We start from the raw sequence: 26,081 nt of genomic DNA, 5'->3' as shown, positions 1-26,081 counted from the left end.
CCGTATCCAACATGTTCGCCCATTTGAGGGCAAGCATCAGTTCGATAACGCCCTGACCTGCCGCTTCTCGGGACCACTGCCGCGCTATCCCGAGTCACCATCACAGATCAAACGAAGGGGACTAATTGGACTTTCCGGAGATAGAACTACACCTCGTAATTGGCCACTTCTTTGCGTACTGTGCCTACCGCTACCAACACATCACGCACCGAGAAAGCGCCGCATGAGACAGACCACCTCTCGCGGCAGCCGCTCCAGACGCCCCCTGGCGACACTCCTCGCCTTGGCGTTCCCCGCGACTGCCCTCACCGCCTTTGTTCCCGCAGCAGTTGCCGACGGGGCCACGGGGCCCACGGCCGAAACGGAGCAGCAGGTCACTTCGGCCTCCGAAGCGGAGGCGTTCACCCTGGCGGCCAAGGCCGGGCAACGTGTTGAGATCGTCGACCGCCGTGAGGAGAGCGCGGAGACGTTCGCCAACCCCGACGGATCCATGACGCGTCGTCAGTACGCCCGGCCGCTCTGGACCCGCTCGGACCTGACCTGGCGCCGGACGGACCCGAAGGTCGAGCGACGGGAGGACGGCACCCTCGGGCCCCGAGCCACGACCTTTGACATCACGTTCTCCAGCGGCGGCACAGCCCCGCTCGTCACCATGAAGAGCCTGGGCAGGACTCTCGCTCTGACGTGGCCCACAGACTTGCCCGAGCCGGTGGTGGAGGGGAACACCGCGCTCTACAAGTCCGTGCTGCCCGATGTGGACCTGAAGCTGACCGCAGACGTCGACGGCTTCGCCGAGCACCTCATCGTCAACACCCCGCAAGCTGCCGACAATCCGGCACTGAAGAACATCAAGTTGGGGATCGATGCCCATGGGGTGACCCTCGACGACACTGCTGGTGACGTCCTGCTCGCCAAGGACGCGGAGGGGAACGTCGTCTTCAAGGCGCCGCAACCCAAGATGTGGGAGCAGCCCTCGTCGGCACAGGACGGCGCCAAGACGTCGACTGGGTCCACGGCCGCTGCCAAGTCCGTGCGACAGGCCGGTGCCAAGTCGATGGTGTCCACTATCGCAGCCACCGATGCGGATCCCGCTGACAAGCCGGAGACCGCACCTGTCGCCGCAGATGTCACAGGGTCCACTCTCACGCTCACCCCGGACGCGGGGCTGCTGGCTTCGGCAGACCAGTTTCCCTTGATCATCGACCCGATCTTCAGTGGCGGAGGCAGGGAGTCCTGGGCGGTCATCTACTCTGACACCCCTAGCGACTCCTACCCCAACGGCCAGGGCTGGCACTCCGGTACGCCCTCGGACGAGCCGAGGGTCGGTTACAACGGCTCCGGCGATACCAGCTCGTTCTTCTCCATGGACACCAAGGGCCTGAGTGGGGCCACGATCTCCGACGTCACTTTCGCCGTTGAGGAGACCCATTCCTGGGGTTGCGACGCGGACGTGGCCGGCCCCACTGAACTGTGGAGCGCCGATAGCATCAGGACGGCTCCCACCTGGAACAGCCAGGGCAACTACTGGGGTTCCAAGCTCGATGCCGACTCCTTCGCCCATGGCAATCCGAAATACTGCCCCGGCGTCCGGGGCCATGACTTCAAGTCGTCGGCGCTGACCGACTATGTCCAGGAAGCCGCGGACAAGGGTTTGGACCCCATCGTCCTCGGCATGCGCACCCCGCTCTCGTATCGGGGCAACGTCAACAGTTTCAAGCGGTTCCGCAACAGTCCGGCTCTTGAGGTCACCTACAATTTCAAGCCCGAGGTCCTCGACGCGGATGCCTACGAAGGCACCTGGACTCCTGGCGGGGACGGAAACAAGCATGTCCCTTGCGGCGGGACGATCGGCAACAGCGGCCTCGCCCTGACCGCCACCCTTCGGGACAAGGACGGCGGCACGGTCACACCCGAGTTCGTCGTCACCGACTCCGACGGAAGCAGTGTCCCGGTCAGCTACGCCACCAAGGTGGCGAGCGGCCAGACAGCCACCGCCACCGTGCTGGCAAAGAACCTGGCCAACGGCACGTACAAGTGGAAGGTCCGCGCCACGGATGGCGAAGGACCGGCCAGCGCCTACACAGCCAGCTGCTCCTTCACCGTGGACAGGATCGGTCCCAAGTACCGCGTCGACGTATGGACGGAGGACGGCGACACGATCCCGTCCAGCACCAGGTTCAAGGCACGCAAGAAGGTCCGCTTCAAGGTTCACAACCCGGCCGGGGACCTTGCGGGCTTCTGCTGGGCGATGGACCACCCCATCTCCGTATCCAGCTCCCGCTGCTCCAACGGCAACTGGGTCCCCGTCGGTTCCAGCGGCTACACCGCCTACATCGACGTGGTCCCGACCGGCTATCCGAACAGCACCCTCTACGTGCTCGCCTACGACGACGCCGGCAACCACTCCCCCACGGACGGGGACGAAGACACCACCGTCCTGAAGACCAGTCAGGCCGATGTCGTCTACGAACCCGGCATGAAGCCCTCAACCCAGGGTTTCGCGCATGACCGGCTCGGTGACCTCGACGGAGACGGGTACGGCGACGTACTCGCCACAGACACCCTCGGCCGCCTGCACTTCTACGGCGGCGACGGCACGGGCAACGTTGCTTCGTCCGTGGTCGTGGGAAGCGGCGGCTGGAGCGGAGCCCTCATCGCACACGGCGGTGACTTCACCCACCTGACCAGCCCCACGGCCGCCCCCGACGGTTACGAGGACATTCTCGTACGACTGAAAGACGACAAGACCTACCTCTATGCGGGCAACGGCCTCGGCGAGCCCTGGTTCTGGACCCGCCGCGAGCTGGCAGCACCCTCCAGCTCAGCCGAGGTCGGCGGCTGGAAGAGCGTCCTGCAGATGATCACGCCAGGTGACATCGATGGTCGTACCGACAGCGGCTACAAGGGTGGGAACGACCTGGTCACGATCCAGTGCAAGGCAGATCCCTGCACCGACGCCGACGCCGACCTCTATCTCTACTCCGGGAGGACCGCTGGGGACGGTGCCGCGAACCAGGCGGACCCCTTCGACCTCGAGAAGCCGAAGCGCATCGGCAACGGCTCGCTGTGGCTGAACCGCACGATCCTCGCGATCGGCGACCAGGACGGTGACGGTATCAAGGACCTTCTCGCACGAGATGAGACGAGCCGCGAGCTCATCATCTTCCCCGGAGAGAAGAGCGCCAGCGGCACCTACAGTCTCGACTTCGACCGCAAGGCGGTCTACGGCAGCGGCGGCTGGAACAAGGGAAACAGGCCCCTTCTGGCCTCCGCCGGCAATGCGCAGGGCGTAGTCAAGACCCTGACCGACTCGGTCGACGGCGCCACCACCCAGTACCGGGGTTTCGTGCCCACTACCGGCGCGACCGCGGGCGACCTATGGGCCACCACTCCCGCGGACTCCGACCTCGTGATCAACTACGTCACGAGCAGTGGGGCCGCCGACAGCACCACCTGCCCCACCGGATGTCTGCTCTTCTACCCGGGCGGCACGACAACACACCGCTCCCCCCAACTGGTCGGAACCGGGTACTGGTCCAAAACCATCACCGGGATCTTCTGACCCATCGGTTTCTCGCACCACGATGTCCCCGGCCCGCGGGCCGGGGAGATCAGTGTAGGTGTCCTGTTGTTGCGTGCGTGAAGTCGGCGCGCGGCGGCGATAGCCACCGCGGCCGCGTTCATCAGCGGACCACTGGTCCTCGCACCTGCTGCGGCCGCCGACAGCGAGCCGCTCGTCCTGGCCGCGGACGACCAGGTCGCGGCGCCAGGTGCCTCCTGGCGGGCCGAACCCTGGCACGTGTCCGGCCCCTATCGCAACGGCACCATGGTCTTCGCCCTCTCCACCGAGGCCCTGACCGGGGCCATCGCGGCGGACGCGGTCCTCCCCGACACTTTCATCCTGCAGGACAACGACTGCAAGACGCCGCCAGGCACCCACGGCGTCTACACCTGCGAGCGAGGCCCGTTCTACGAGGGCTACAGCAAGCTCTCATTCCACCTCAGCGAGAGCACCCGCAATGTGAGGGTGCACTTCGGATACGCCTGGGTACCGGCCGGTGGAGACATCTCAGCGGCCGTACAGTCCGTGCAGAAGTCGGAGAACCTCCCCGAAGACGCCACGCACGGCCACGCCCTCCTCAAGGTCGTCACCCCTGCCACGGCCGCCGCCCGCAACACCGTCGCCTTCGACACACCGGCCGTACCGGCAGGACGCTCCGTACGCCACAAACTACGCGTCCACGCCACCGACCCCGGGAATGTACGCACCTACTACGCCCGGTCCGTCGGGCAGCCGAGCTGGCGCCGTGACAAAGTGGCCATCACCAACGTCACCACAAGCCCCGGTATCTCGTGCAGACTCGACACCCGCCTGATCCTCGAGGGCGGAAACAACCTCAACTGCGAGGCGAGCTCCGGCGACCACACCATCGAGTACACCCTGACCGCACCTGCCGGCATGGACACCTGGCGGATCGCCACCCACGTGGTCCACGACATCTACGACCTCGCGCCCCACGGCAGCGCACTCGACCGCACATCCGCCTTCACCGCCGGTACCGGCCCGCTGCACCTGCGCCATCAGCTCCTGGCCCGGGACCCCTCCGGAAACCTGTACAGGTTCGCCGGGACCGGAAAGCCCACCACGCCGCTCTCCACGCGCAGCCTGATCGGCACCGGCTGGCAGACCTACAACCAGATCACCAAGCTGGACCCCGTCAGCGAAGACCTCTCATTCCCCGGCGCAGTCCCAGCCAGTGCGCAGCACGGGCACGGGGACCTCGTCGCCCGGGACACGAAGGGCACGCTCTGGTACTACCAGCGCCAGTTCACCTTCAAGGCGCCCGAAACGTTCAAGGCCCGCGTCAAGGTCGGCACCGGCTGGAACGCGTACGACACCCTCACCGGTGCCGGCGACGTGAACGGCGACAAGCTGTCCGACCTCCTCGCCCGGGACAAGACCGGCGTGCTCTGGCTCTACAAGGGCACCGGCAAGCCGTCGGCGCCCTTCGCCACCCGAGTCAGGGTCGGCGGCGGCTGGCAGGCGTACAACCGGCTGGCCGGTTCGGCGGACCTCACCGGTGACGCACACCCCGACCTCCTCGCCCGAGACAAGACCGGCGTGCTCTGGCTCTACAAGGGAACAGGCAACTCCAGCCCTCTGTACGGCACACGGATCAAGATCGGTGGCGGCTGGCAGACCTACGACGCACTGTCCGTCGTCGGCGACCTGACCGACAACGGCAAGGCCGACCTCATCGCCCGCGACGGTTCGGGCGCCCTGTGGCTCTACAAAGGCACCGGCCACACCTCCGCCCCGTTCGCCACGCGTACCAAGATCGCCACCGGCTGGAAGGGCTACAACAACCTCCTCTGAACCGGGACAAGACGGCGAATCCATGTGCAGCAGCCTCCGCTCGTGCGCGGGCTGCTGCACACCTATGCGAGGCAGAGAGGGACCGACACACGGCTGGATGAGCGGGCCGCCACAGGCCGGGGACTCCGGGCGGTTGATGATCCGTAGTTCCGTCAAGCCTCGCCCAGATGGAATTACGTATCGATATGCTCCGGACGCTCCATTGGCGCACCACTGAGGGTGGGTCTCATGCGCGTCCACCGCACTCTGACTGCCGCTACATTGGTCGTCTTCGGCACCGCTTTCGGGATTGCCGCCACTGCACCGGCGGAGGCAGCCGAGTACTCGTCAGCGCTGAAGATCAAGGGCATCCAGTACGACGCCCCGGACACGGACTCCAACAAGTGCTCCAGCGGCAACACCAAGAATGAGTACCTGACGATCAAGAGCTAGCGCGTTCCGCACGCGTGAGATGCGACCGGGGCGGGCGCCCTCATCACCCCGGGGCGGTGGTGTCCTCCCTGCCGACTCGGCGTCTTCGACCGGCACCCGCCGCTTCTCAGCGGCCAGCCCTGCACCCCGCTGTCGCTATCCATCTGCGAGGCTTGCCATCACGGAGCATCGTTGAGGGCTTCTTCCCCGAGCTTCGCGCCCCGCCGTTACGACCATGTTCAGCTGCCACCACCCGACAGTGGCGATACGGCTGTTACTCCAGCCGGTGACGACCCATCCACTACAGAGTCTTACCACCGGTGCGGCTACCCAAGAACAAGGACCACCGGCCCGCTTGCGTGAAAGGCGCTTCTCCGACGGGGCACACAGCCCATCCCGAAAGTCGATTCCCCGCCTGTGACCGACAATGAACAGGCCGAGGCCCATGACGATGACGACCATCCACCGCGTGACGGTGCGGTGGACGTCGAGCAGCGTCGCCTCGTAGCTGGTGTAGGCCCAGGTGCCGAACACGGCGACGAGCAGCACCGCGGTCTCCGCTGCTCCGCGCCAGTCCTGGTGCTCGAGCAGGTGGTGGGAGAGCTGCGAGACGGCGAAGACGAAGACGAGGTCGTAGAACAGTTCGAGGGGGGACACCGGCCGGCGCAGTCTGAGTGACTCGGGCACGCTGCTCATGATCCGTGGTCTCCTGCGTCTGCTTCGGGCGGGCGGCCCTCACCGGACGAGGTGCTTCTTGTAGAACGGGATCAGGTGATCCAGGGCGATCTTGACCGGTTCGGGCTGGTCGTACAGGTCGTAGTGGGAGAAGCCTTCCGCCACGACCAGTTCCTTGTCCTTCGACGCCGCGCGGCGGTAGATCTCCAGGCCGTCCCGGTACGCGCCGAACGCACCGGGCTTGTCTCCGACGACTACGCACAGCGGCCGCGTCAGGAGAACCTCGGCGCGGTGGAAGGCGTCCCAGCCGATCGCGGAAGCCTGCCGGGAGAACAGTCCCTCGGTACGGCCGCTGGGCTTCTCGCCGCGCTCGGTGCGGTAGTACGCGGTGGCCTCGGACAGGTCGAGTTCGGTCAGACCCTGCTCCTTGGCGACCTCGGGAGACGCCGGCAGGTACTGGGTGACCCGCCGCTCTTCTCCCCGTGCCTCGGCCGTACGCTGCTCGGCAACGGCGTCGAGGGCGCCGATGGGGTCGTAGCCGCTGAAGGACTCGTGCATGAGGCGCCCGAAGTTCACGCCTGTGACGCTGCCGACGGCCTTGATGCGGCGGTCGGTCATGGTGGCGTTGATGGAGTAGCCGCCGCCACCGCACACGCCGATGACCCCGATGCGGTCGGCGTCGACGTAGGGCAGCGTCACCAGGTAGTCGATGACGTAGCTGATGTCCTGGGCCCGGAACACCGGGTCCTCGATCGACCGCGGCTCACCGCCGCTTGCGCCCTGGAAGCTGGCGTCGAAGGCGATGACGACGAATCCTTCGTCCGCCAGCGCCGTTCCGTAGACGTTGCCGGCAGTCTGCTCCTTGCACGAGCCGATGGGGTGAACGCTGACGATGGCGGGGTAGGTCCGGCTCTCGTCGAAGCCCGACGGGAGGTAGATGTCAGCGGCAAGGTCCCAGGCGAGCGCCGTGACGGAGACGTGCTTGATGTTGTCGGTCATGGGTGCAACTCCTCGTCGGTGAAGCGGGTCGCGGCCAGTGGCAGGGGCGGGGCCGTGCGTCCCAGAAGTGATCAGCCCTTGTCGGCGGGCTCGCCCGTCAGGTGCTCCCGGAAGAACGGGGCGGCCTGGGAGATGGCGCGATCGACGTACTCGGGCACGTCGTAGAAGCTCATGTGCGTACCGCCCTCGACGACCTGGAGCTGCTTGGGGCTGCGGACCCGGCCGTGCAGTTCGGTGGACATCCACAGCGACCCGGCCTCACTGCCGGCCACGATGAGGATCGGCTGGGTGAGGAGGTCCTCGACCATGTGGAAGGCGTCGAAGGTGAAGATCCGCGAGACGCTCTTGGTGAAGAGGAACTTGTTCTTGGCGTTGGGGTGCTGGGCGCGCGGGGTGAGGTAGTAGTCGCCGGCCTCGACCAGGTCGCGCGGGGTGTTCTCGTCCGGCTCCGGCGGGACGTAGGGCAGGTAAGTCGGGTCGGCGCCCTTCGTGGCCTCGGCGGTCCGCTGCTCGGCAAGAGCCCTGAGAGTGGGCACGGCGGCCGCGTCGGAGTCGGTGCCGTACCAGCCGCGGCGGAAGGAGGTGCCGATGTTGACGGCGCTGACGGTGGTGAGGGCCTTGATCCGGTAGTCGGTCATCGCGGCGTTGACGCTGTAGCCGCCGCCGGCGCAGACGCCCAGGGCGCCGATGCGCTCGGGGTCGACGTAGTCGAGGGACTGGATGTAGTCGACGGCGGCGCGGACGTCCTCGACGCGAGCGTAGGGGTCCTCCAGGTGGTGGGGCTCGCCGCCGCTGTCGCCCTGGAAGGAGGCGTCGAAGGCGAGCGCCACGAAGCCCTGCTCGGCGAGCTTGCTCGCGTACAGGCCGGCGGCCTGTTCCTTCACGCCGCCACCGGGGTGGACGACGACGATGGCCGCGTGAGGGGTGTACGGGGCGAAGCCGTCGGGCAGGTAGAGGTTGCCCGCCATGGTGATCTGGCCGTTGGGGAAGGTGATGGCTTCCATCATCTGCTCCTGTTGTGTGTAGGTGCGGTGTGGTTTCAGTGGGTGCGCAGGTGCGCGAGGTCTTCCCTGACGCGGGCCGGTTCGGCGTCCAGGGGCAGGTTGGCGGTGTCCTTGACGGCGTCGAGGGCACCGGAGAGGTCCGGCTGGGCCTTGGCGAACAGGGCGGTGAAGTCCTTGGTGGCCCGGCCGGGCCCGGAGAAGACCTCGAAGGTCTTGCCGATGGCTGCGTCGTCCAGCAGCGCCTCGACCAGGAGGCCGCCGAGGGCCTCGCGGCTCACTCCGTCTTCGCCCGTGTCACCCTGCTCGATCCGCAAGTGCGCCCCGCCCTCGCCGGCATCCAGCCAGCCGGGGCGCACGATCGTGTACGGGGCGCCGCTGAGCCGTACGAGCCGCTCGGAGCGGCGCTTCCAGTCCAGGGCGTGACCGCCGTCGTTGAAGGAATGGTCGCGGCGGGTGACGAAGATCGTCGTCTGCAGGACGATCCGGGGCCGGCGCTCCCCGAGCGCACGCAGGACGTTCGAGACGCCGCCGTAGTCGATCCGCTCGAAGGACTCGGGGCGGGCGTCGTCGTCCGAGCCGTGCACGAAGATCACCGCGTCGATGTCCCGGACCGCCGCTGTGAGGGTGTCCGGTGCCGTGAGGTCGCCGACGACGATCTCGGTGCCAGGAGGGAGCGCCTTGCGGGCGCGGGATGCGCTGCGGGCGAGGGCCACGGCGGTCAGACCGCGGGCGGTCGCCGCGGCGACCACGTGCTGCCCGGTGCGGCCGGTGGCCCCGACGACGAGGACACGATCGATAGAGGGCATGAGGGGTTCAGCTCCTTCTTCGGCTCAGGAGTCGATGACGGCCATTCCGGCTTCGTCGTGACGCTCCCCGGCGGCCGGGGTCAGGTTGTTGAGCCGGTCGATCTGTTCGCCGGTGAGTTCGACGCGGTCGGCGGCGGTGTTCTCCTCGACGCGCGAGACCCGCTTGGTGCCGGGGATGGGGGCGATGTCATCACCCTGGGCGAGGAGCCAGGCCAGAGCGACCTGTGCCGGTGTCGCGCCCGCCTCCGCCGCGACGGCCTCGACCTCGTCGACGATCCGCAGATTGCGCTGGAAGTTCTCGCCGATGAAACGCGGATTGATCCTGCGCCAGTCGTCCTCGGCGAAATCCTGGGTGGAACGGATCTTCCCGGTGAGGAAGCCGTGGCCAAGGGGCGAGTAGGGGACGAAGCCGATGCCCAGCTCACGCAGCAGGGGCAGCAGCTCGGCCTCAGGGTCGCGAGTCCATAGGGAGTACTCCGTCTGCAGGGCTGCGACGGGATGCACGAGGTGGGCGCGGCGGATCGTGGCCGGGCCGGCCTCGGACAGGCCGATGTGGCGGATCTTGCCCTCGGCGACGAGTTCGGCCAGGGCGCCGAACGTCTCCTCGATCGGGGTGTCCGGGTCGACCCGGTGCTGGTAGTACAGATCGATGTAGTCGGTGCCCAGACGGCGCAGCGAGCCTTCGACAGCGGTGCGGATGCTGGCCGGGCTGCTGTCCAGCCCCGGGCGGCCGGTGTAGGAGATGCCGCCGAACTTCGTCGCCAGCACGACCTGGTCCCGGCGGTCCTTCACGGCTCGGCCGACGAGTTCCTCGTTGGTGTACGGGCCGTAGATCTCCGCGGTGTCGATGTGGGTGACACCCAGGTCCAGCGCGCGGTGGATGGCGCGGACGGCCTCGGCGTCGTCACTGCCGGCACCGGTGTAGTAGGCGGACATCGACATGGCGCCGAGGCCGACGCGCGAGACGTCGAGTCCGCCGAGAGTGATGTGCTTCATGAGGAGGATGGCTCCGTTTTCCCTGTTGATTCAAAGCGGATGGTGGCCGTGAGCGGAGGATGTGTCCGACTCGCGGTCGGAGCAGACCAGAAGGTCTCGGCTCCGAATTCCTAGAGACCGGCGAATATTCGCCTCTCCGTCATTCTTCTCTTGGCCACAGGACGAAACTCGCACGCGCCATGCGCCCCCACCAGAGGAGACTTTCATCCTGGGAGGAATCCATCCAGGGATAAAAATATCCCTGCCACCCCAGTTACCTGCCGGGTGACACTGGAGACCATGACCAATAGTGCGCGCCCCGATGAACTGGGGGCCTTCTTGAAGGCACGCCGAGCCGACCTGAGCCCGCAATCGATCGGTCTCCCCGAGAGCGGAGCCCGCCGCCGTGTCCCGGGGCTACGCCGCGAGGAGGTCGCCGCCCTAGCCGCCATCAGCGCCGACTACTACACCCGCCTGGAACAGGGCCGCATGCAGGCATCGGCGCCGGTGCTGAACACACTGGCACGCGTCCTGCACCTGGACGACGACCAGCGCACCTACATGTTCCAGCTCGCCGGGCGCCCCTCGGGAAAGCCCGCACGCCGCTCCGCCCAGAAAGCACAACCCCGACTGCAGCGTCTGCTCGACGACCTGGCCACGACCCCGGGAATCATTCTCGGCCGGCGCATGGACATTCTCGCGTGGAATCCACTCGCGGCAGCTCTCGTCACCGATTTCTCACACATTCCGGAGAAGCACCGGAACTATATACGCCTGGTTTTCACCGACCCGAAAATGCGGGAGCTGTATGCCGACTGGAAGAACGTCGCCCACACCTGTGTGGCCCAGCTTCGCATGGAGGCGGCCCGCGACCCGGACAATCCGCGCCTCACCACACTCGTCGGCGAGCTGTCGGTCCAGGACGCCGATTTCCGCCGATGGTGGGCCGACCACCACGTAGCAGTGCGAGGAGTCGGCACGAAGACACTCAGGCACCCGGTCGTCGGCGACCTGACCCTCGACTGGGACACCCTCGCCTCCACCACCGACACCGACCAGCAGCTCGTGGTCTGGTCCGCCGAACCCGGCTCCCCCTCCCACGACGCCCTACGCATCCTCGCCTCCTGGGCCAACGCCACGACCTCGGCCACCACCGAGACCAGCACCGACACCGACCGCTCGCTGCCCGGCTGACCTGAGCCGCTGCCACACTGGAACCATGAGCAGTGGCGACCCGAAAGAACTGGGCACATTCCTCAAGGCGCGCCGGGCCGAGCTGGATCCCCTCCAGGTAGGGCTGCCGGACACCGGACCTCAGCGGAGGGTGGCGGGCCTGCGCCGCGAGGAGGTCGCCCAGCTGGCCGCCATCAGCACCGACTACTACACGCGCGTCGAACAGGGCCGCATGCAGGCATCCGTCCCCGTCCTGGAGGCAATCGTCCGGGCCCTGCGCCTCACCGACGACCAGCGCACCTACCTGTTCGAGCTTGCCGGCCGTCCACCGATCGAAGTGCCTGCCCCACCGGACCGGACTGTCACCCCGCACACCCGCAGACTCCTCGACCAGCTGACCGAATCACCCGCCGTGGTCCTGTCCGACACCATGGACGTCCTGGCCTGGAACCGGCTCGCCGCAGCCCTCCTCACCGACTTCGGACAAGTCCCCGAAGAGGACCGCAACTACGTCTGGCTGCTGTTCAACGACCCCGTCCTGCGTGCCCTGTACGACGACTGGGAGACCGGCGCACACGCCTGCGTGGCCTACCTGCGCATGCACACCGCCCGCCGCCCGGACGACCCCCGCCTCCTGCGTCTCCTGGAACGGATGGCGCATCATGCCGACTTCCAGAACTGGTGGCAGACGCGCGAGGTCGCCGTTCAGGGCGCCGGCAACAAGGTCTTCCACCATCCGGTCGCCGGTACCCTCGTCCTCGACTGGGACACCCTGACCAGCTCGACTTCCCCCCAGCAGCATGTCGTCATCTGGACGGCGGAGTCCGGCAGCCCCTCGGAGAAGGGGCTTCGTCGTCTGGCGACAGCCGCAGCCGACAAGCAGCGGACAGGTCTGCCCACACGTCGTCCGTGAACACCCGCCGTCAGGGTCTGCGTACACCGCATCGGCGCGGTGCTGATCGGGGCCTCCTTCTGATCCTCCGTGCGCCGCAGCAAGCGGTTCGCGGATGCCGAGGGATCCGGCACGACCCAGAAACGGCGATGGGCCTCCGTGAGCTGATCATGTTGTGGCTGGCGGCACTCAATGACGAGCCATCAGAACTAGCGTCAACTGAGCGTCGATGTGGTCGGCCTCCCTTCATACTGATGGAAGGACGACCGCACCGCCGTTCCGGTACGCCATCTAGAACGCCAGGTCAGACGGCGTTCGTCAGCAGACCACGCGCTTCACGTCGTGCACCTACGGAATCATGTCGGCACGACCCGCCCGCAACCTGGGGAATCAGAAAATCAGCAGGTCAGAGGCCCTTTGCAGCGGGCTCAAGAATCGCCACGCACTCCACGTGCGAGGTCATCGGGAACAGGTCGAACGCCCTCAGTGTCCGTGGCCTGTACCCGCACTCGCCGAAGTACGCCAAGTCCCGTGCCAGCGCAGCCGGGTCGCAGGCCACGTAGGCGATGCGGCGGGCGCCGAGGGTGGAGATGTACTCGACGGTGGTGCGGCCCGCGCCCGCGCGAGGGGGGTCGAGGACGACGAGGTCGGCTTCGGTGATGCCGGTACGCGGGAGGACGGACTCGACCTTGCCCTGTTCGATGCGGACCCTCGGGAGGTCCTGGAGGTTGTGGCGGGCGTCCTCCACCGCGCGCTTGCCGGACTCGATGCCCAGCACCGCGCCCTTTTCGCCGACGCGCTGGCCGATGGCGCCGGCGAACAGGCCGACGCCGCAGTAGAGGTCGAGGGCCGTGTCGCCCTTGCGCGGGAGCAGGCCCTGCATCACGGCCTGGACGAGGGTCTGGGCAGCCTTCGGGTGGACCTGCCAGAAGCCGCCCATGCCGACGCGGTAGGTGCGGTCGTCGGCGCGTTCGCGGACGAAGGGGCGGCCGTGGACGCGGTGGACGCTGCCGTCCCTCTCGTGGATGCGCAGGACCGACACCGGCTTGTCCAGCTCCACGATCGGGAGCCGGGCACCGGGGCGCGGGGTGAGGATGACCTGGCGGTCCTGGGAGCCGGTGGCGGCGATGGCCTCGATCGATGCCATGCCCTCCCAGGAGCGCTGCTCGACGCCGAGTTCGGTCACACCCGGCGCGGCGATCATGCAGTGGTCGACCGGTTCGACCTCATGGGAGCGGTGGCGGCGCAGCCCGGCCCGGCCTGAGGGGTCGACGGCGTACTGGACGCGGGTCCGCCAGGCGGGCACCTCGCCTGCGGGCAGCTTGTCGCCCTCAGCGGGCATCACCGTGCCGTCCCAGCCGGCCTCCTCGGGGGTGAGGCCGGCGAGGCGCTTGAGCTGCTCCGCGATGACCTCGCCCTTGAGGCGGCGCTGCGCGCCCGGCTTGGCGTGCTGCCAGTCGCAGCCGCCGCACTTTCCAGGGCCCGCGAACGGGCAGGGCGCCTCGACACGGTCCTTGGACGGCTCCAGTACGCGGACCGCGTCGGCGCGCAGATAGCGGGAGCCCTCCTCGCCCTCGGTGACGCGGGCCACGACCCGCTCGCCGGGCAGGGCGTGCCGGACGAACAGCACCTGGCCCTCTTCGGTGCGGGCGATGCAGTGGCCGCCGTGTGCGACGGGGCCGATCTCGACCTCGTACTCCTCCCCGACAAGCGAGGACTCAGGTGCGTTCTGCATGGCGGGGAGGACTCCAGAGGGCATGGGGTGCGACTGCGACAGCCCACCAGTCTACGTGGGTGCGCGGAGACCTCAGGCCTTGGTGCTGGGCTCCCTGACCGGCTCGCCCACGGGTCCGCGGCGCACCGCGCCCGGGGCGTTCCAGTCCTGGCGCTTCTTGGCCCGCGCCTTCGCCGCCTCGGACGACTGGAGCTGGTACGGCACCGAGGTGACCATGACGCCCGGAGTGAACAGCAGCCTGCCCTTGAGGCGCAGCGCGCTCTGGTTGTGGAGCAGGTGCTCCCACCAGTGGCCGACCACATATTCGGGGATGATCACACTGACCGCGTCCCGCGGGCTCTCTCGGCGCAGGCTCTTCACATACTCGATGATCGGCCGGGTGATCTCCCGGTAGGGGGAGTCGAGGATCTTGAGCGGTACGTTGATGCCGCGCCGGTCCCACTCCGCCTTGAGGGCTTTGGTCTCCGCCGGGTCCACGTTGATGCTGAGCGCCTCAAGCCGGTCGGAGCGCATCAGCTTGGCGTAGGCGACGGCGCGCAGCGTGGGGCGGTGGACCTTGGAGACCAGCACGATCGAGTGGACCCGGGAGGGGCGCACGGTGTCGTCGGTCGGCTCGTCCGGGGCGGCGATCTCGTCGGCGACGCGGTCGTAGTGCTTGCGGATCGCCGTCATCGTTCCGTAGAAGATCACCATGCCGAGCAGGGCGACCCATGCCCCGTGGGTGAACTTGGTGCCCAGGACGACCACCAGCACCAGGCCGGTGAAGAAGGCGCCGAAGGTGTTGATCGCCCGGGAGCGGATCATGTGGCGGCGCTTGGCGGGGTCGCGCTCGGTCGCCAGATGGCGGTTCCAGTGCCGCACCATGCCGGTCTGGCTGAGGGTGAAGGAGACGAACACACCGACGATGTAGAGCTGGATCAGCTTGGTGGAGTCGGCTCCGTAGACCCAGACGAGCAGGATCGCGGCGCCCGCCAGCAGCACGATGCCGTTGGAGAAGGTCAGCCGGTCGCCGCGGGTGTGCAGCTGGCGCGGCAGGTAGCGGTCCTGGGCCAGGATCGATCCGAGTAGAGGGAAGCCGTTGTACGCGGTGTTCGCGGCCAGGAACAGCACCAGGGCGGTGGCGGCGGCGAGCACGATGAAGAAGAACGTCCCGTTGCCGAAGACGGCTGCCGCGACCTGGGAGATGACCGGGTTCTGGACGTAGCCGGAGCCGACCGGGACACCGTCGCGGATCAGGTCCTGGGCGGGGTGCTCCGCCATTCTGACGTCTGTTGCTATGGCCAGGCCGATGATGCCGCAGAACATGGTGACGGCCAGGGCGCCCATGAGGAGCAGCGTGGTGGCGGCGTTCTTGCTCTTGGGTTTGCGGAAGGCGGGGACGCCGTTGCTGATGGCCTCGACGCCGGTGAGCGCGGCGCAGCCGGAGGAGAAGGCGCGCAGCAGCAGGAAGACCAGGGCGAAGCCGGCCAGGCCCTGTGCCTCGGGCTTGATCTCGAGGTCGGCGGTCGGGGCGCGCATGGTGTCGTCGAGGACGAGTCCCTTGTAGGCGCCCCACACGATCATGATGAAGACACCGGCGACGAAGATGTAGGTCGGGATGGCGAAGAGCTTGCCCGACTCCTTGACACCGCGCAGGTTCATCAGCGTGAGCAGCACGATTATGCCGATGGCGCAGAACACCTTGTGCTCGACCACGAACGGGATCGCGGAGCCGAGGTTCTCCACGCCGGAGGAGATCGACACGGCGACGGTGAGTACGTAGTCGACAAGGAGCGCGCTGGCGACGGTGAGGCCCGCCTTGGGGCCGAGGTTGGTGTTCGCCACCTCGTAGTCGCCACCGCCGCTGGGGTACGCGTGGACGTTCTGGCGGTACGAGGCGACCACCGTGAACATCAAGACGACGACGCCCGCCGCGATCCAAGGGCTGAAGTGGTAGGCCGACACACCCGCGATCGAGAGGACCAGCAGCACTTCGCCGGGGGCGTACGCCACGGAGGACAGCGGGTCGGAGGCGAAGACGGGGAGTGCGATGCGCTTCGGCAGGAGCGTTTCTCCCAGCCGGTCGCTGCGCAGGGCCCTGCCGATCAGGATCCGTTTGAGCGGGTCGGTCAGTTTAGGCACGCAGAGGATCGTAAGGGCTCTGTCAGGGGGAAACCCACTCGCGGCCCGTCAGGGATTCGTATGGACTCCAGTCGCCACGTTGTGATGCCGGCCGGGTACACAGGGCTATGGGGATTCCCCGTGTAATCCGAGCCCGTCCGCTCGCACGGATACGCCAACGCGTTCGGATGGGTACCGCGGATGAGGGCAAGCGGATAGCCGCGTCATAAGCTCGTCAAGGGCAGCGCCGGGCGCTGTTGCCCGGCCATTGCCCAGCAGAGCCGAGAGAGAAGAGTGACCAGGGTGTTTGCGCAGGTCAGCCGGATGACCAGGACTGCGGGGTAGATAGGTGCACATTGTCATCATGGGCTGCGGCCGGGTGGGAGCGGCACTCGCGCAGACCCTGGAGCAGCAGGGACACACGGTCGCCGTGGTCGACCAGGACCCCACCGCCTTCCGTCGCCTGGGCTCCGGGTTCGGCGGGCGCCGGGTGACCGGTGTCGGCTTCGACCAGGACACCCTGCGCGAGGCGGGTATCGAGGAGGCCGGCGCCTTCGCGGCCGTCAGCAGCGGCGACAACTCGAACATCATCGCGGCTCGGGTCGCTCGGGAGATGTTCGGCATCGAGAACGTCGCGGCCCGGATCTACGACCCCCGGCGCGCCGAGGTCTACCAGCGCCTCGGGATCCCCACCGTGGCCACGGTCCGGTGGACCGCCGACCAGATGCTGCGCCGGCTGCTGCCGTCCGGAGCCGAGCCACTGTGGCGTGACCCGAGCGGTGGTGTGCAGCTCGCGGAGGTGCACACGTCACCGGCCTGGATCGGCCAAAAGATCAGCAAACTGCAGGAGGAGACGGGTGTGCGTGTCGCGTTCCTCACGCGGCTGGGTGAGGCGGTGCTGCCGACGTCGCAGACGGTCCTCCAGGAAGGCGATCTGGTCCATGTGATGATGCGCACGGACGAGATCGAGAAGGTCGAGGCGGCGTTCGCCCAGGGTCCCGAGGAGGCCGGTCACTGATGCGGGTCGCGATTGCCGGGGCCGGCGCGGTGGGGCGTTCCATCGCGGGCGAGCTGCTGGAGAACGGGCACGAGGTGCTCCTGATCGACAAGGCGCCCACCGCCATCTCGGTGGAGCGGGTGCCGCAGGCGGAGTGGCTGCTGGCCGACGCCTGTGAGATCACATCGCTGGACGAGGCCGCCTTGCAGCGGTGCAACGTCGTGATCGCGGCGACCGGTGACGACAAGGTCAACCTGGTCGTATCGCTGCTGGCGAAGACCGAGTACGGCGTGCCGCGTGTGGTCGCCCGGGTGAACAACCCCAAGAACGAGTGGCTCTTCAACGAGTCCTGGGGCGTGGATGTCGCGGTGTCCACTCCGCGCCTGATGTCGGCGCTGGTCGAGGAGGCGGTGAGTGTCGGCGACCTGGTCCGGCTGCTGCGCTTCAGCCACGGCGACGCCAACCTGGTGGAGTTGACGCTGCCGCCGGAGTCGGCGCTCGCGGGTGTCCAGGTCGGGGATGTGGCCTGGCCCGAGGACACCTCGCTGGTGACCATCATCCGCGGGCCCCGGGTGCTCACCCCGCATGGCGAGGAGACGCTGGAGCCGGGTGACGAGCTGCTGTTCGTCGCGGCGCAGGCCCGTGAGGAGCAGCTGGAGGACCTGCTGTCGGTGCGCCGGGGAGACCCGGGGAAGGTCTGATTCCGCCACGCGCCCATGCGTACGGGTACGGCCCGGGACGAAGGTCCCGGGCCGCACCCATGACGAGGGGCCTACATCTGGCGGTCGCCACGCGCGGCGGCCTGGCGCTCCTCCTCGGCACGCTCCGCGCGCTCCTGCTCCTCCATCTCCGCGAAGACGTCGATGGGCGGCGGGGCCTTCGCCAGGAAGACCCAGGTCAGATAGACCGCGAGCAGGAACGGCGGAATCTTCAGGGCGATCAGCACCCAGCCGAACTGGGTCGTGTCCGCCCACCAGTAGAGCGGGAAGAGGATGGCGCACTTGGCCAGCAGGATCAGGCCCCAGGCCCAGCTGGCCTTCGCGTAGGCCTTCTTGCGTCCCGGGTTGCGGGTGCGCCAGGAGAGGTTCTCCTTGAAGACCGGGCCGAGGATGAGACCGATCAGCGGCACGCCCGCGAGGGTCGTGATGATGTACGCGAGCCCCAGGCCCAGGGTGTACAGCATGCCCGGCAGGTAGAAGTCCTTGGCGTTGCCGGTCATCATCGCGAAGATCACGCCGAAGGCCACCCCGAAGACCCCGCTGAACGCGTGCTTCACGGTGTCCCTGCGGATCAGCCGTACGGCGACGAGCAGCAGCGAAACCGCCAGCGCGGCGATCGCCGAGATGTGCAGGTCCTTGTTGATCGTGAAGATCGTGACGAAGAGCAGTCCGGGCAGGACTGTCTCCACCATGCCCCGGAGCCCGCCGAAGGCCTCGAACAGGGCCGCTTCCGTGACCGCCTTGCTGTGCTCGGGGCCGCCGTCTTCCTGGTCCTGCGCGGTCGGCTTGTCGAGGGACGCCACCTGCTACTCCTGTCCGAGCGGTCGCAGCTCGTATTTCGGGTTGAACAGCACACGCCGGCCGTGGCTCATGGCGATCCGGCCCGAGGCGATCATCCTGCGGCCCGGTTCTATGCCCACGATCGAGCGTCGGCCCAGCCACACCACGTCCAGGGCGGCGGAGCCGTCGAACAGCTCCGCCTCCAGGGCCGGGACTCCGGCCCTCGGGCGCAGGGTGACCGTGCGCAAGGTACCAGTCACCTTCACGATCTGGCGGTCCCCGCAGTCGGAGATGCGCGTGCAACCCGTCGCCTGCGAGTCCTCCTGGAGCTCCTCGGACTCGAGGTCCTGCTGGGAGCTGGACAGACGATCGAGCATCCGGCGGAAGCGGCCGGCCGGTTTCTCGCCATTCCCGGATCGAGACGCAGCACTCATACCGGAAGCGTACCGGGGAGCCCCGCCGTCCCGGTCATGGGCCGATCATCACTTTCCTGCTCCCTGCGGGTACCACGCCGCGCCGGCTCAGCGTTCGAAGCGGTATCCCATTCCGGGCTCCGTGAGGAAGTGCTCGGGGTGCGAGGGGTCCGCCTCCAGCTTGCGCCGCAGCTGAGCCATGTAGACCCGCAGATAGTTGGTCTCGGTGCCGTATGAGGGACCCCACACCTCCTGGAGCAGCTGCTTCTGGCTGACCAGCCGTCCGGTGTTGCGTACCAGGACCTCCAGGAGGTGCCATTCGGTCGGGGTGAGGCGTACGTCCTTGCCGCGTCGGTTGACCTTCTTCGCCGCGAGGTCGACGGTGAACTGCCCGGTCTCGACCACGACGATCCCGTCGTCACCGCCACCGACCGGCTCGGCCCTGCGCACCGCGGCACGCAGCCGCGCCAGCAGTTCGTCCATCCCGAACGGCTTGGTCACATAGTCGTCGGCTCCCGCGTCCAGCGCCTCCACCTTCTCGTCCGAGGTGTGCCGCGCGGAGAGCACCAGGATCGGGACACGTGTCCAGCCGCGCAGGCCCTTGATCACCTCGACTCCGTCCATGTCCGGCAGTCCGAGGTCCAGGACGACGGCATCGGGATGGCGGGCGGCGGCGAGCTGGAGCGCCGTGGCACCGTCGGTAGCCGCGTCGACGTCGTACTTGCGTGCCTTCAGGTTGATCACGAGGGCGCGTACGATCTGCGGCTCGTCGTCCACCACGAGCACTCGGGTCATGAGTGCCTGCCTTTCGTCTCTCGTCTTGTTGTCCGTGCGGGATCGGCCAGGTCAGCCGGTCGACCGGGCGATGAGCTCGGGGGGCACAGGAGCGCTACCGGAAGCCGCCCGAAGGGTCAGGACCATCGTGAGACCGCCACCCGGGGTGTCCTCGGCGGCCAGAGAGCCGTCCATGGCTTCCACGAAGCCCCGGGCCACGGCGAGACCGAGGCCGACTCCCGCGCCGCGCGGTGCGTCACCGTAGCGCTGGAAGGGCTCGAATATCCGGTCCTTCGCCTCGTCGGGCACTCCTCGGCCGCGGTCCGCGACCCGTAGCTCGACACGGTCGCCCAACGCACTGGCGGACACCATGACGGTGCTCGCCTCGGGGCTGTACTTGACTGCGTTCTCGACGATGTTGGCCACGGCGCGCTCCAGCAGCCCCTTGTCGACCCGCACCATCGGCAGTGTCTCGGGGATGTCGAGACCGACAGCGGAGTCGGGGACGCCGACCAGAGCCATGGGCACGACCTCGTCCAGGTCGGTGTCGCGGATGAGGGGGGTGACCGTGCCGGTCTGGAGACGGGACATGTCGAGCAGGTTGCCGACCAGGTGGTCGAGCCGGTCAGCGCCGGTCTCTATGCCTTCGAGGAGCTCGGCCCGGTCCTCGTCTGACCATTCGACGTCACCGGAGCGCAGCGAGCTGACGGCCGCCTTGATTCCGGCCAGCGGGGTGCGCAGGTCATGGCTGACGGCGGCGAGCAGCGAGGTGCGGATCTTGTTGCCCTCGGCGAGCTTACGGGCCTCCTCCGCCTCGTCGACGAGCCGCTGGCGGTCCAGGACGACCGCGGACTGGGCGGCGAACGCGCCGAGGACACGGCGGTCCGCGGCGGGCAGCACCCGCCCCGACAGCGCGAGCGCCATATGGTCGCCGACAGGCATGTCCACGTCCGCGTCCTCGGGCCTGGCGGCGGGCGCGGGGCCGACGCTGCCCGCGCACTCCCAGGGCTCCACATCGCCGGAGCGCTCCAGCAGCGCCACCGACTCCATACCGAAGGTCTCCCGCACCCGCTCCAGGAGCGCGTCCAGGGTGGTCTCGCCGCGCAGCACACTGCCGGCGAGGAACGAGAGGATCTCCGACTCGGCGCGCAGCCGGGCTGCCTGGTGGGTACGCCGGGCCGCGAGGTCCACGACCGATGCCACCGAGATGGCGACCGCCACGAAGATCACTATCGCGACGATGTTCCGTGGGTCGGCGATGCTGAAGAGGTGGAGGGGCGGGGTGAAGTAGTAGTTCAGCATCAGCGACCCGACAGCCGCCGACGCCAGCGCGGGCAGCAGCCCGCCGATCAGCGCCGCCGCCACCGTCAGGGCCAGGAACAGCAGCATGTCGTTGGCGAGGCCGAGCTCGGTCCCGCCCTCATGGATCCGGATGAGGAGCAGGGCGAGCAGCAAGGGGCCCGCGATGCCGACGAGCCAGCCGGCGATGATCCTGGAACGGCCCAGGCGGGCGCCCCGGGCGACAGGCAGCCCGCGGCCCTTGGCGGCTTCCTCGTGCGTCACGATGTGCACGTCTAGGTCGGGCCCGGACTCGCGGGCCACGGTCGCGCCGACTCCCGGCCCGAAGACGTACTGCCAGGCCTTCCGGCGCGAGGAGCCGAGCACGATCTGGGTGGCGTTGACCCCGCGCGCGAAGTCGAGCAGAGCGGCGGGGATGTCGTCACCGATGACGTGGTGGAAAGTGCCGCCCAGGTCCTCCACGAGGGTGCGCTGGACCGCCAGCTCCTTCGGGGACGCCGAAGTCAGCCCGTCGCTGCGGGCGACGTAGACGGCGAGGATCTCGCTCCCGGAGCCCTTGGCGGCCATCCGAGCGGCCCGGCGGATCAGGGTGCGCCCCTCGGGACCGCCGGTGAGTCCGACGACGATCCGTTCGCGGGCCTGCCAGGTCGTGCGGATGTTGTGCTCGCCGCGGTACTGCTGGAGGTACTCGTCGACCCGGTCGGCGACCCAGAGCAGCGCGAGTTCGCGCAGCGCGGTGAGGTTGCCCAGGCGGAAGTAGTTGGACAGCGACGCGTCGATCTTGTCCGGCTGGTAGACGTTGCCGTGCGCCATCCGGCGGCGCAGCGCCTGGGGCGACATGTCGACCAGCTCGATCTGGTCTGCGCGGCGGACGACCTCGTCGGGCACGGTCTCGCGCTGGCGTACCCCGGTTATCGCCTCCACGACGTCGCCGAGCGACTCCAGGTGCTGGATGTTGACGGTCGAGATGACGTCGATCCCGGCGGCCAGCAGCTCTTCGACGTCCTGCCAGCGCTTGGTGTTCCGTGACCCCGGCACATTGGTGTGGGCCAGCTCGTCCACCAGCGCGACAGCGGGCCGGCGTCGCAGCACCGCGTCCACGTCCATCTCCGTGAACACGGATCCCCGGTAGGGCAGCTCGCGACGCGGGAGCTGTTCGAGGCCGTGCAGCAGGACCTGCGTACGGGGCCGGTCGTGGTGCTCCACGACGCCGATGACGCAGTCGGTGCCCCGCTCCCCCCTGCGGTGCGCCTCGGAGAGCATGGCGTATGTCTTGCCCACCCCCGGAGCCGCGCCGAGGTAGATGCGTAGCTTGCCGCGTGCCATGGCCTCATTGTCCTTCGATGACCGCCTCCGCGGGCGGCTGCGTCCACAGCGGACACCTGTTGAAGCTACATTCATGAAATCCGCTGAAACGGACATCATGCGATGGTCACGGGTGTATTGACGCGATTCTGACGCGGTCGGGAGCCGGACCTTTGCACCCGGGCCGTCCACGCCGACGGGCCGTCCACGCCGATGGGCCGCACACCGCGAACGGTGTACGGCCCATCGCAACTGCCTGAGCTGCCTGAGGCTGCCCGAAGTGTCAGCGCACCTCGGTGATCTCGGGTCCCCGCTGGAGCTGTCCCATCCCGCCGGAGAAGCGGGATCCTTCCTGCTCCTCCTGCTGGACACCCTCCGGCACCATCTGGGCGTCGTTCGGGAGCTTGAGGACGATCGGATCGCGCGGCGCCATCGGGCCTTCGCCGCGCACGACGACCGTCTCACGGAAGATCTGCTCCAGCAGTCCGGCCGCCTCGGGCTGAACCGCACCCTGCCCGGAGATCACCCCGCGCAGGAACCACCGCGGCCCGTCGACGCCGACGAAGCGGACGAGCTGGACGCCCCCGGTGCCGTCCGGGAGCTGGACGGGCACCTGCGCCCGCAGCTCCCAGCCCAGCGGGCCCTCGACCTCGTCGATGACACCGCCCTGCTGGGTGATGCCGGTGGCGATCTCCTCGCGCACCTCACCCCAGATGCCTTCCTTCTTGGGCGCGGCGAACGCCTGGAGCTGGACCGCGCTGTCCTGGAGCACGACCGTCGCCGCGACGATCGCGTCGCCCGCGACCTCCACCCGCAGCTCCATGCCCTCGACTCCGGGCACGAAGAGACCGCCGAGGTCCACCCGGCCCTCGCCGGGCTGGGGCTTCTCGGAGATGTCCCAGGGCCCGTCGGGCCTGGGCTCCGGCGGAAGGCTCACCCGCCGCGGCGCCTCGTCCTGTGCCGCGTCATCCGTGTCGAGCTCGTCGACGACCTGCTCGGCCTCGCCCGCCACCTCGTCGGCGGAACCGCTCTTCTTGCGACGTCCGAACACGTCACTGTCCTTCCCGGTCGGATACGACCGAAGCGTATCGATTCCCACCCTGTACGCCGTCCACGCCGGACCCGCCCACGGCGGTATGACCACCGGTGGACCCGAAGCCCCCCTCGGCCCGGGCCGAGCCGGGAAGCTCCGCCACCTCATGGAAGCGCACCTTCTCGACCTGCTGGACGACCAGTTGAGCGATCCTGTCGAACCGCTCGAACCGCACGCTCTCGCGCGGGTCCAGATTGACCAGGATCACCTTGATCTCCCCACGGTACCCGGCATCCACCGTCCCCGGGGCATTGACCAGGGCGACACCGCACCGGGCCGCGAGCCCGGAGCGCGGATGGACGAAGGCCGCGTACCCGTCCGGGAGCGCGATGGCCAGTCCGGTGGGCAGGACCGCGCGCTCCCCGGGAGCCAGTTCGGCACTCTCCGTGGTCACCAGATCGACACCGGCGTCGCCCGGATGTGCGTACGCCGGGATCGGCACCTCGGGGTCCAGGCGCCGGATCAGTACGTCGACGGGGTTGTGCATCAGGGGTTCACCTCGAAGGCGCGGGTACGCCTGACCTGGTCGGGGTCGGCCATGGCGGCCTGGATCTCCTGCGGACGGCCGTTGTCGACGAAGTGGTCGACCTTGACCTCGATGAAGAGGGCTTCGGCGCGCACGGCGACCGGTCCCTCCGGGCCGCCGATCCGGCCCGTGGCCCTGGAGTAGATCTTCCGGCCGCTGACCGCGGTGACCTCGGCCTCCAGGAACAGCACGGTGTCCACCGGCACGGGTCGGACGAAGTCGGTCTCCAGCCGCCCGGTCACCGCGATCACCCGCAGCAGCCAGTTCAGCGAACCGAGCGTCTCGTCGAGCGCGGTGGCGAGCACGCCGCCGTGCGCCAGGCCGGGAGCGCCCTGATGGGCGGGGGTGACGGTGAACTCGGCGGTGAGACTGACGCCTTCACCGGCCTTCGCCTCCAGGTGCAGCCCATGGGGCTGCCCGCCGCCGCAGCCGAAGCAGTGGTCGTAGTGCGCGCCGAGCAGCTCGCCGGGGGCGGGCGCGTCGGGGTGCCGCACCGGCGGTATGGCGTCGGCGGGAGGGGTCAGTGCAGTACTCACAGGCGCAGACCTTACCCGCGCGGGTAGCCGCAGGTCGCGCCGTGCCAAGCTTGGATTCATGCAGCCTTCCGCCGCCGCCTCCGGCTCGCCCGCCGTGCCGTCCTACGACGAGCGCCTCACCGCACCCCGCTCCTGGTGGGCGATCACCGCTCTGGTGGCCCTGTCCGGGAGCCTGGTGATGATCCCCCTGGGCCCGGTGCCGATGCTGGCGGGCCTGATCGGGGCGGGTGCGCTGGCCGCCGCGGCGGTGAGCTCCTACGGGTCGGCGCGGGTCCGGGTGGTGGCCGGTTCGCTGGTGGCCGGTGACGCGCGTATCCCGGTCGACGCGCTCGGTGACGCCGAGGTGCTGGACGCGGCGGAGGCCCGGGCGTGGCGCTCGTACAAGGCGGATCCGCGCGCGTTCATGCTGCTGCGCAGCTATGTGCCGACGGCGGTACGGGTGACGGTCTCGGACCCTGAGGATCCGACGCCGTACGTGTACGTCTCGACCCGGGATCCGGAGGCTCTGGTGGCCGCGCTGGAAGCGGTACGGGCCTGACCGCCGCACACACGGGCCTGACCGCCTCGTAGGGGGCGTACGGCCCGGTCCCGGCCGCTTGACCGGTGTACCGACCTGAGGCGTACCGGTCCTGGCCGACAGCGCGGGGCCCCGGTAGGACTCCGTCGGGTCAGCCGTCCTCCAGCTCCTTGCGCAGCTCCGGCGGAAGCTCGGGGGGCAGTTCGCCGGTGGGCTTGTCCAGGCGCGGCAGCTCGGGCAGCGCCTCCCAGGGGACCTGGTGCTTGCGCAGGTCCTTCCTGATGTGCTCGGCGAGCTTTCTGGTGTCGCGCCTGTTCATCACCGCGCCCACGGCCGCGCCGATCATGAAGGGCATCACGTTCGGCAGGTTGCGGACCATGCGCTTCATGATCTGCTGGCGCAGTTCGCGCTTCATCTGGCCGCCGAGTGCGGCGTTCATCGTCGTGGGCTTCGTCACGTCGATGCCCCGCTCCTCGGACCACGAGGTCAGATAGGCGGTGGCGCGCTCCCTGACGTTGCCCGGCGGTCGCAGGCCGTAGACCTCGTGCAGCTCGGCGACGAGCTTCAGCTCGACGGCGGCGACACAGACGATCTCCGTGGCCAGCTCGGCCGGCAGGGCGGGCGGCACGGGCAGCATCGCCGCCGCGCCGACTCCGGCGCCCACGGTGGAGCTGGCATTGGCCGCTCCCGCGATCAGCTTGTCGGCGATCTCCTCGGGGCCGAGCCCCGGGAAGTGCGCCCGGAGGGTGGCGAGATCGCGCACCGGGACGCGCGGTGCGATATCGATGACCCGGTCGGTCAGCAGACCGAGCAGGGCCTTGCCGGCCTCACCGGTCCTACGGACGCCGCTTCTGACGGCGTCCAGCCGCCGGGGGCCCGCGGCGGGGCCCCGCGGGCGGGGGGGGGGCCCGGGTGGGGGGGGGCGGGGCGCGCAACGCGGGCCTTCTCGCCGCCCGCATCCTCGCGACACAGGAC

The 26,081-nt window shown here is 68.7% G+C and carries 22 protein-coding genes and 1 pseudogene; 8 read left to right on the top strand and 15 right to left on the bottom strand.

Annotation, left to right across the window (positions count from 1 at the left end):
- Positions 1-223: 223 nt before the first annotated feature.
- The 3 genes and pseudogenes from ACFWI9_RS05690 to ACFWI9_RS05680 form a co-directional block, all read left to right on the top strand.
- Positions 224-3,562: a hypothetical protein gene (locus ACFWI9_RS05690; protein ID WP_387159238.1), complete on the top strand. Its 3,339-nt coding sequence runs from the start codon at positions 224-226 to the stop codon at positions 3,560-3,562.
- A 237-nt stretch (positions 3,563-3,799) separates the two neighbouring features.
- Positions 3,800-5,377, top strand: a complete 1,578-nt coding sequence (locus ACFWI9_RS05685; protein ID WP_387159237.1) for an FG-GAP repeat domain-containing protein — start codon at positions 3,800-3,802, stop codon at positions 5,375-5,377.
- A gap of 228 nt (positions 5,378-5,605) precedes the next feature.
- Positions 5,606-5,806 (top strand): annotated as a pseudogene (locus ACFWI9_RS05680) (lamin tail domain-containing protein); the annotation flags it as partial.
- 138 nt (positions 5,807-5,944) lie between these two features.
- Here ACFWI9_RS05680 and ACFWI9_RS05675 read toward each other — a convergent pair.
- From ACFWI9_RS05675 to ACFWI9_RS05655, 5 genes are all read right to left on the bottom strand, one after another.
- Positions 5,945-6,484, bottom strand: coding sequence for a low temperature requirement protein A (locus ACFWI9_RS05675; RefSeq protein WP_387159236.1), 540 nt, complete (start codon positions 6,482-6,484; stop codon positions 5,945-5,947).
- A 39-nt stretch (positions 6,485-6,523) separates the two neighbouring features.
- Positions 6,524-7,462 carry an alpha/beta hydrolase gene (locus tag ACFWI9_RS05670; RefSeq protein WP_387159235.1) on the bottom strand — a complete coding sequence of 313 codons (939 nt, stop codon included), beginning with the start codon at positions 7,460-7,462 and terminating at the stop codon, positions 6,524-6,526.
- A 71-nt stretch (positions 7,463-7,533) separates the two neighbouring features.
- Positions 7,534-8,469 carry an alpha/beta hydrolase gene (locus tag ACFWI9_RS05665; RefSeq protein WP_387159234.1) on the bottom strand — a complete coding sequence of 312 codons (936 nt, stop codon included), beginning with the start codon at positions 8,467-8,469 and terminating at the stop codon, positions 7,534-7,536.
- A 32-nt stretch (positions 8,470-8,501) separates the two neighbouring features.
- Positions 8,502-9,272 carry an SDR family oxidoreductase gene (locus ACFWI9_RS05660; RefSeq protein ID WP_387159233.1) on the bottom strand — a complete coding sequence of 257 codons (771 nt, stop codon included), beginning with the start codon at positions 9,270-9,272 and terminating at the stop codon, positions 8,502-8,504.
- Positions 9,273-9,296: 24 nt separating this feature from the next.
- Positions 9,297-10,268 carry an aldo/keto reductase gene (locus ACFWI9_RS05655; RefSeq protein WP_387159232.1) on the bottom strand — a complete coding sequence of 324 codons (972 nt, stop codon included), beginning with the start codon at positions 10,266-10,268 and terminating at the stop codon, positions 9,297-9,299.
- A 279-nt stretch (positions 10,269-10,547) separates the two neighbouring features.
- On the opposite strand from ACFWI9_RS05655, the gene ACFWI9_RS05650 reads away from it, so the two are divergent.
- Complete coding sequence (locus ACFWI9_RS05650) at positions 10,548-11,441, top strand: helix-turn-helix domain-containing protein (RefSeq protein ID WP_387159231.1); 894 nt, start codon at positions 10,548-10,550, stop codon at positions 11,439-11,441.
- A 25-nt stretch (positions 11,442-11,466) separates the two neighbouring features.
- Positions 11,467-12,333, top strand: a complete 867-nt coding sequence (locus ACFWI9_RS05645; RefSeq protein WP_387159230.1) for a helix-turn-helix domain-containing protein — start codon at positions 11,467-11,469, stop codon at positions 12,331-12,333.
- Between the two features lie 385 nt (positions 12,334-12,718).
- Here ACFWI9_RS05645 and ACFWI9_RS05640 read toward each other — a convergent pair whose 3' ends face one another.
- Together ACFWI9_RS05640 and ACFWI9_RS05635 are read right to left on the bottom strand one after the other, a co-directional pair.
- Positions 12,719-14,047 (bottom strand): class I SAM-dependent RNA methyltransferase, encoded by a 1,329-nt coding sequence (locus ACFWI9_RS05640; RefSeq protein ID WP_387159229.1) that lies wholly within the window; start codon positions 14,045-14,047, stop codon positions 12,719-12,721.
- Positions 14,048-14,119: 72 nt separating this feature from the next.
- Positions 14,120-16,168, bottom strand: coding sequence for an APC family permease (locus ACFWI9_RS05635; protein WP_387159228.1), 2,049 nt, complete (start codon positions 16,166-16,168; stop codon positions 14,120-14,122).
- Between the two features lie 328 nt (positions 16,169-16,496).
- Between ACFWI9_RS05635 and ACFWI9_RS05630 the strand changes: the two genes are divergently transcribed.
- The gene (locus tag ACFWI9_RS05630; protein ID WP_387159227.1) at positions 16,497-17,165 is read left to right on the top strand and encodes a potassium channel family protein; all 669 of its coding nucleotides are present in this window, start codon (positions 16,497-16,499) and stop codon (positions 17,163-17,165) included.
- A complete protein-coding gene (locus ACFWI9_RS05625; RefSeq protein WP_387159226.1) occupies positions 17,165-17,845 on the top strand; it encodes a potassium channel family protein in 681 nt (226 codons plus the stop codon). Before ACFWI9_RS05630 ends, ACFWI9_RS05625 begins: the two co-directional genes overlap by 1 nt.
- Positions 17,846-17,916: 71 nt before the next feature.
- Here ACFWI9_RS05625 and ACFWI9_RS05620 read toward each other — a convergent pair whose 3' ends face one another.
- The 7 genes from ACFWI9_RS05620 to ACFWI9_RS05590 all read right to left on the bottom strand — a co-directional run bounded on the left by ACFWI9_RS05620 (position 17,917) and on the right by ACFWI9_RS05590 (position 24,589).
- Positions 17,917-18,666, bottom strand: coding sequence for a DUF3159 domain-containing protein (locus ACFWI9_RS05620; RefSeq protein ID WP_387159225.1), 750 nt, complete (start codon positions 18,664-18,666; stop codon positions 17,917-17,919).
- A 3-nt stretch (positions 18,667-18,669) separates the two neighbouring features.
- On the bottom strand, positions 18,670-19,077 hold the full coding sequence (locus tag ACFWI9_RS05615) for an OB-fold nucleic acid binding domain-containing protein (protein WP_387159224.1): 408 nt from the start codon (positions 19,075-19,077) through the stop codon (positions 18,670-18,672).
- An 87-nt stretch (positions 19,078-19,164) separates the two neighbouring features.
- Positions 19,165-19,851: a response regulator gene (locus ACFWI9_RS05610; protein ID WP_387159223.1), complete on the bottom strand. Its 687-nt coding sequence runs from the start codon at positions 19,849-19,851 to the stop codon at positions 19,165-19,167.
- A 51-nt stretch (positions 19,852-19,902) separates the two neighbouring features.
- The gene (locus ACFWI9_RS05605; RefSeq protein ID WP_387159222.1) at positions 19,903-22,455 is read right to left on the bottom strand and encodes an ATP-binding protein; all 2,553 of its coding nucleotides are present in this window, start codon (positions 22,453-22,455) and stop codon (positions 19,903-19,905) included.
- 262 nt (positions 22,456-22,717) lie between these two features.
- Positions 22,718-23,485 (bottom strand): DUF3710 domain-containing protein, encoded by a 768-nt coding sequence (locus ACFWI9_RS05600; protein WP_387159221.1) that lies wholly within the window; start codon positions 23,483-23,485, stop codon positions 22,718-22,720.
- Between the two features lies 1 nt (position 23,486).
- Positions 23,487-24,014 (bottom strand): dUTP diphosphatase, encoded by a 528-nt coding sequence (gene dut, locus ACFWI9_RS05595; protein ID WP_387159220.1) that lies wholly within the window; start codon positions 24,012-24,014, stop codon positions 23,487-23,489.
- Positions 24,014-24,589, bottom strand: a complete 576-nt coding sequence (locus ACFWI9_RS05590) for a PaaI family thioesterase (protein ID WP_387159219.1) — start codon at positions 24,587-24,589, stop codon at positions 24,014-24,016. Before ACFWI9_RS05590 ends, dut begins: the two co-directional genes overlap by 1 nt.
- Before the next feature lie 58 nt (positions 24,590-24,647).
- On the opposite strand from ACFWI9_RS05590, the gene ACFWI9_RS05585 reads away from it, so the two are divergent.
- On the top strand, positions 24,648-25,127 hold the full coding sequence (locus ACFWI9_RS05585) for a DUF3093 domain-containing protein (RefSeq protein ID WP_387159218.1): 480 nt from the start codon (positions 24,648-24,650) through the stop codon (positions 25,125-25,127).
- 130 nt (positions 25,128-25,257) lie between these two features.
- On the opposite strand, the gene ACFWI9_RS05580 is transcribed toward ACFWI9_RS05585, so the two are convergent.
- Positions 25,258-26,081: hypothetical protein (locus tag ACFWI9_RS05580; protein WP_387159217.1), on the bottom strand; the 824-nt coding region annotated here is incomplete at its 5' end.

The sequence above is a fragment of the Streptomyces sp. NPDC127084 genome, assembly GCF_042724175.1.
Lineage (GTDB): Bacteria > Actinomycetota > Actinomycetes > Streptomycetales > Streptomycetaceae > Streptomyces.
This window is presented reverse-complemented; position numbering and strand designations above follow the sequence as displayed.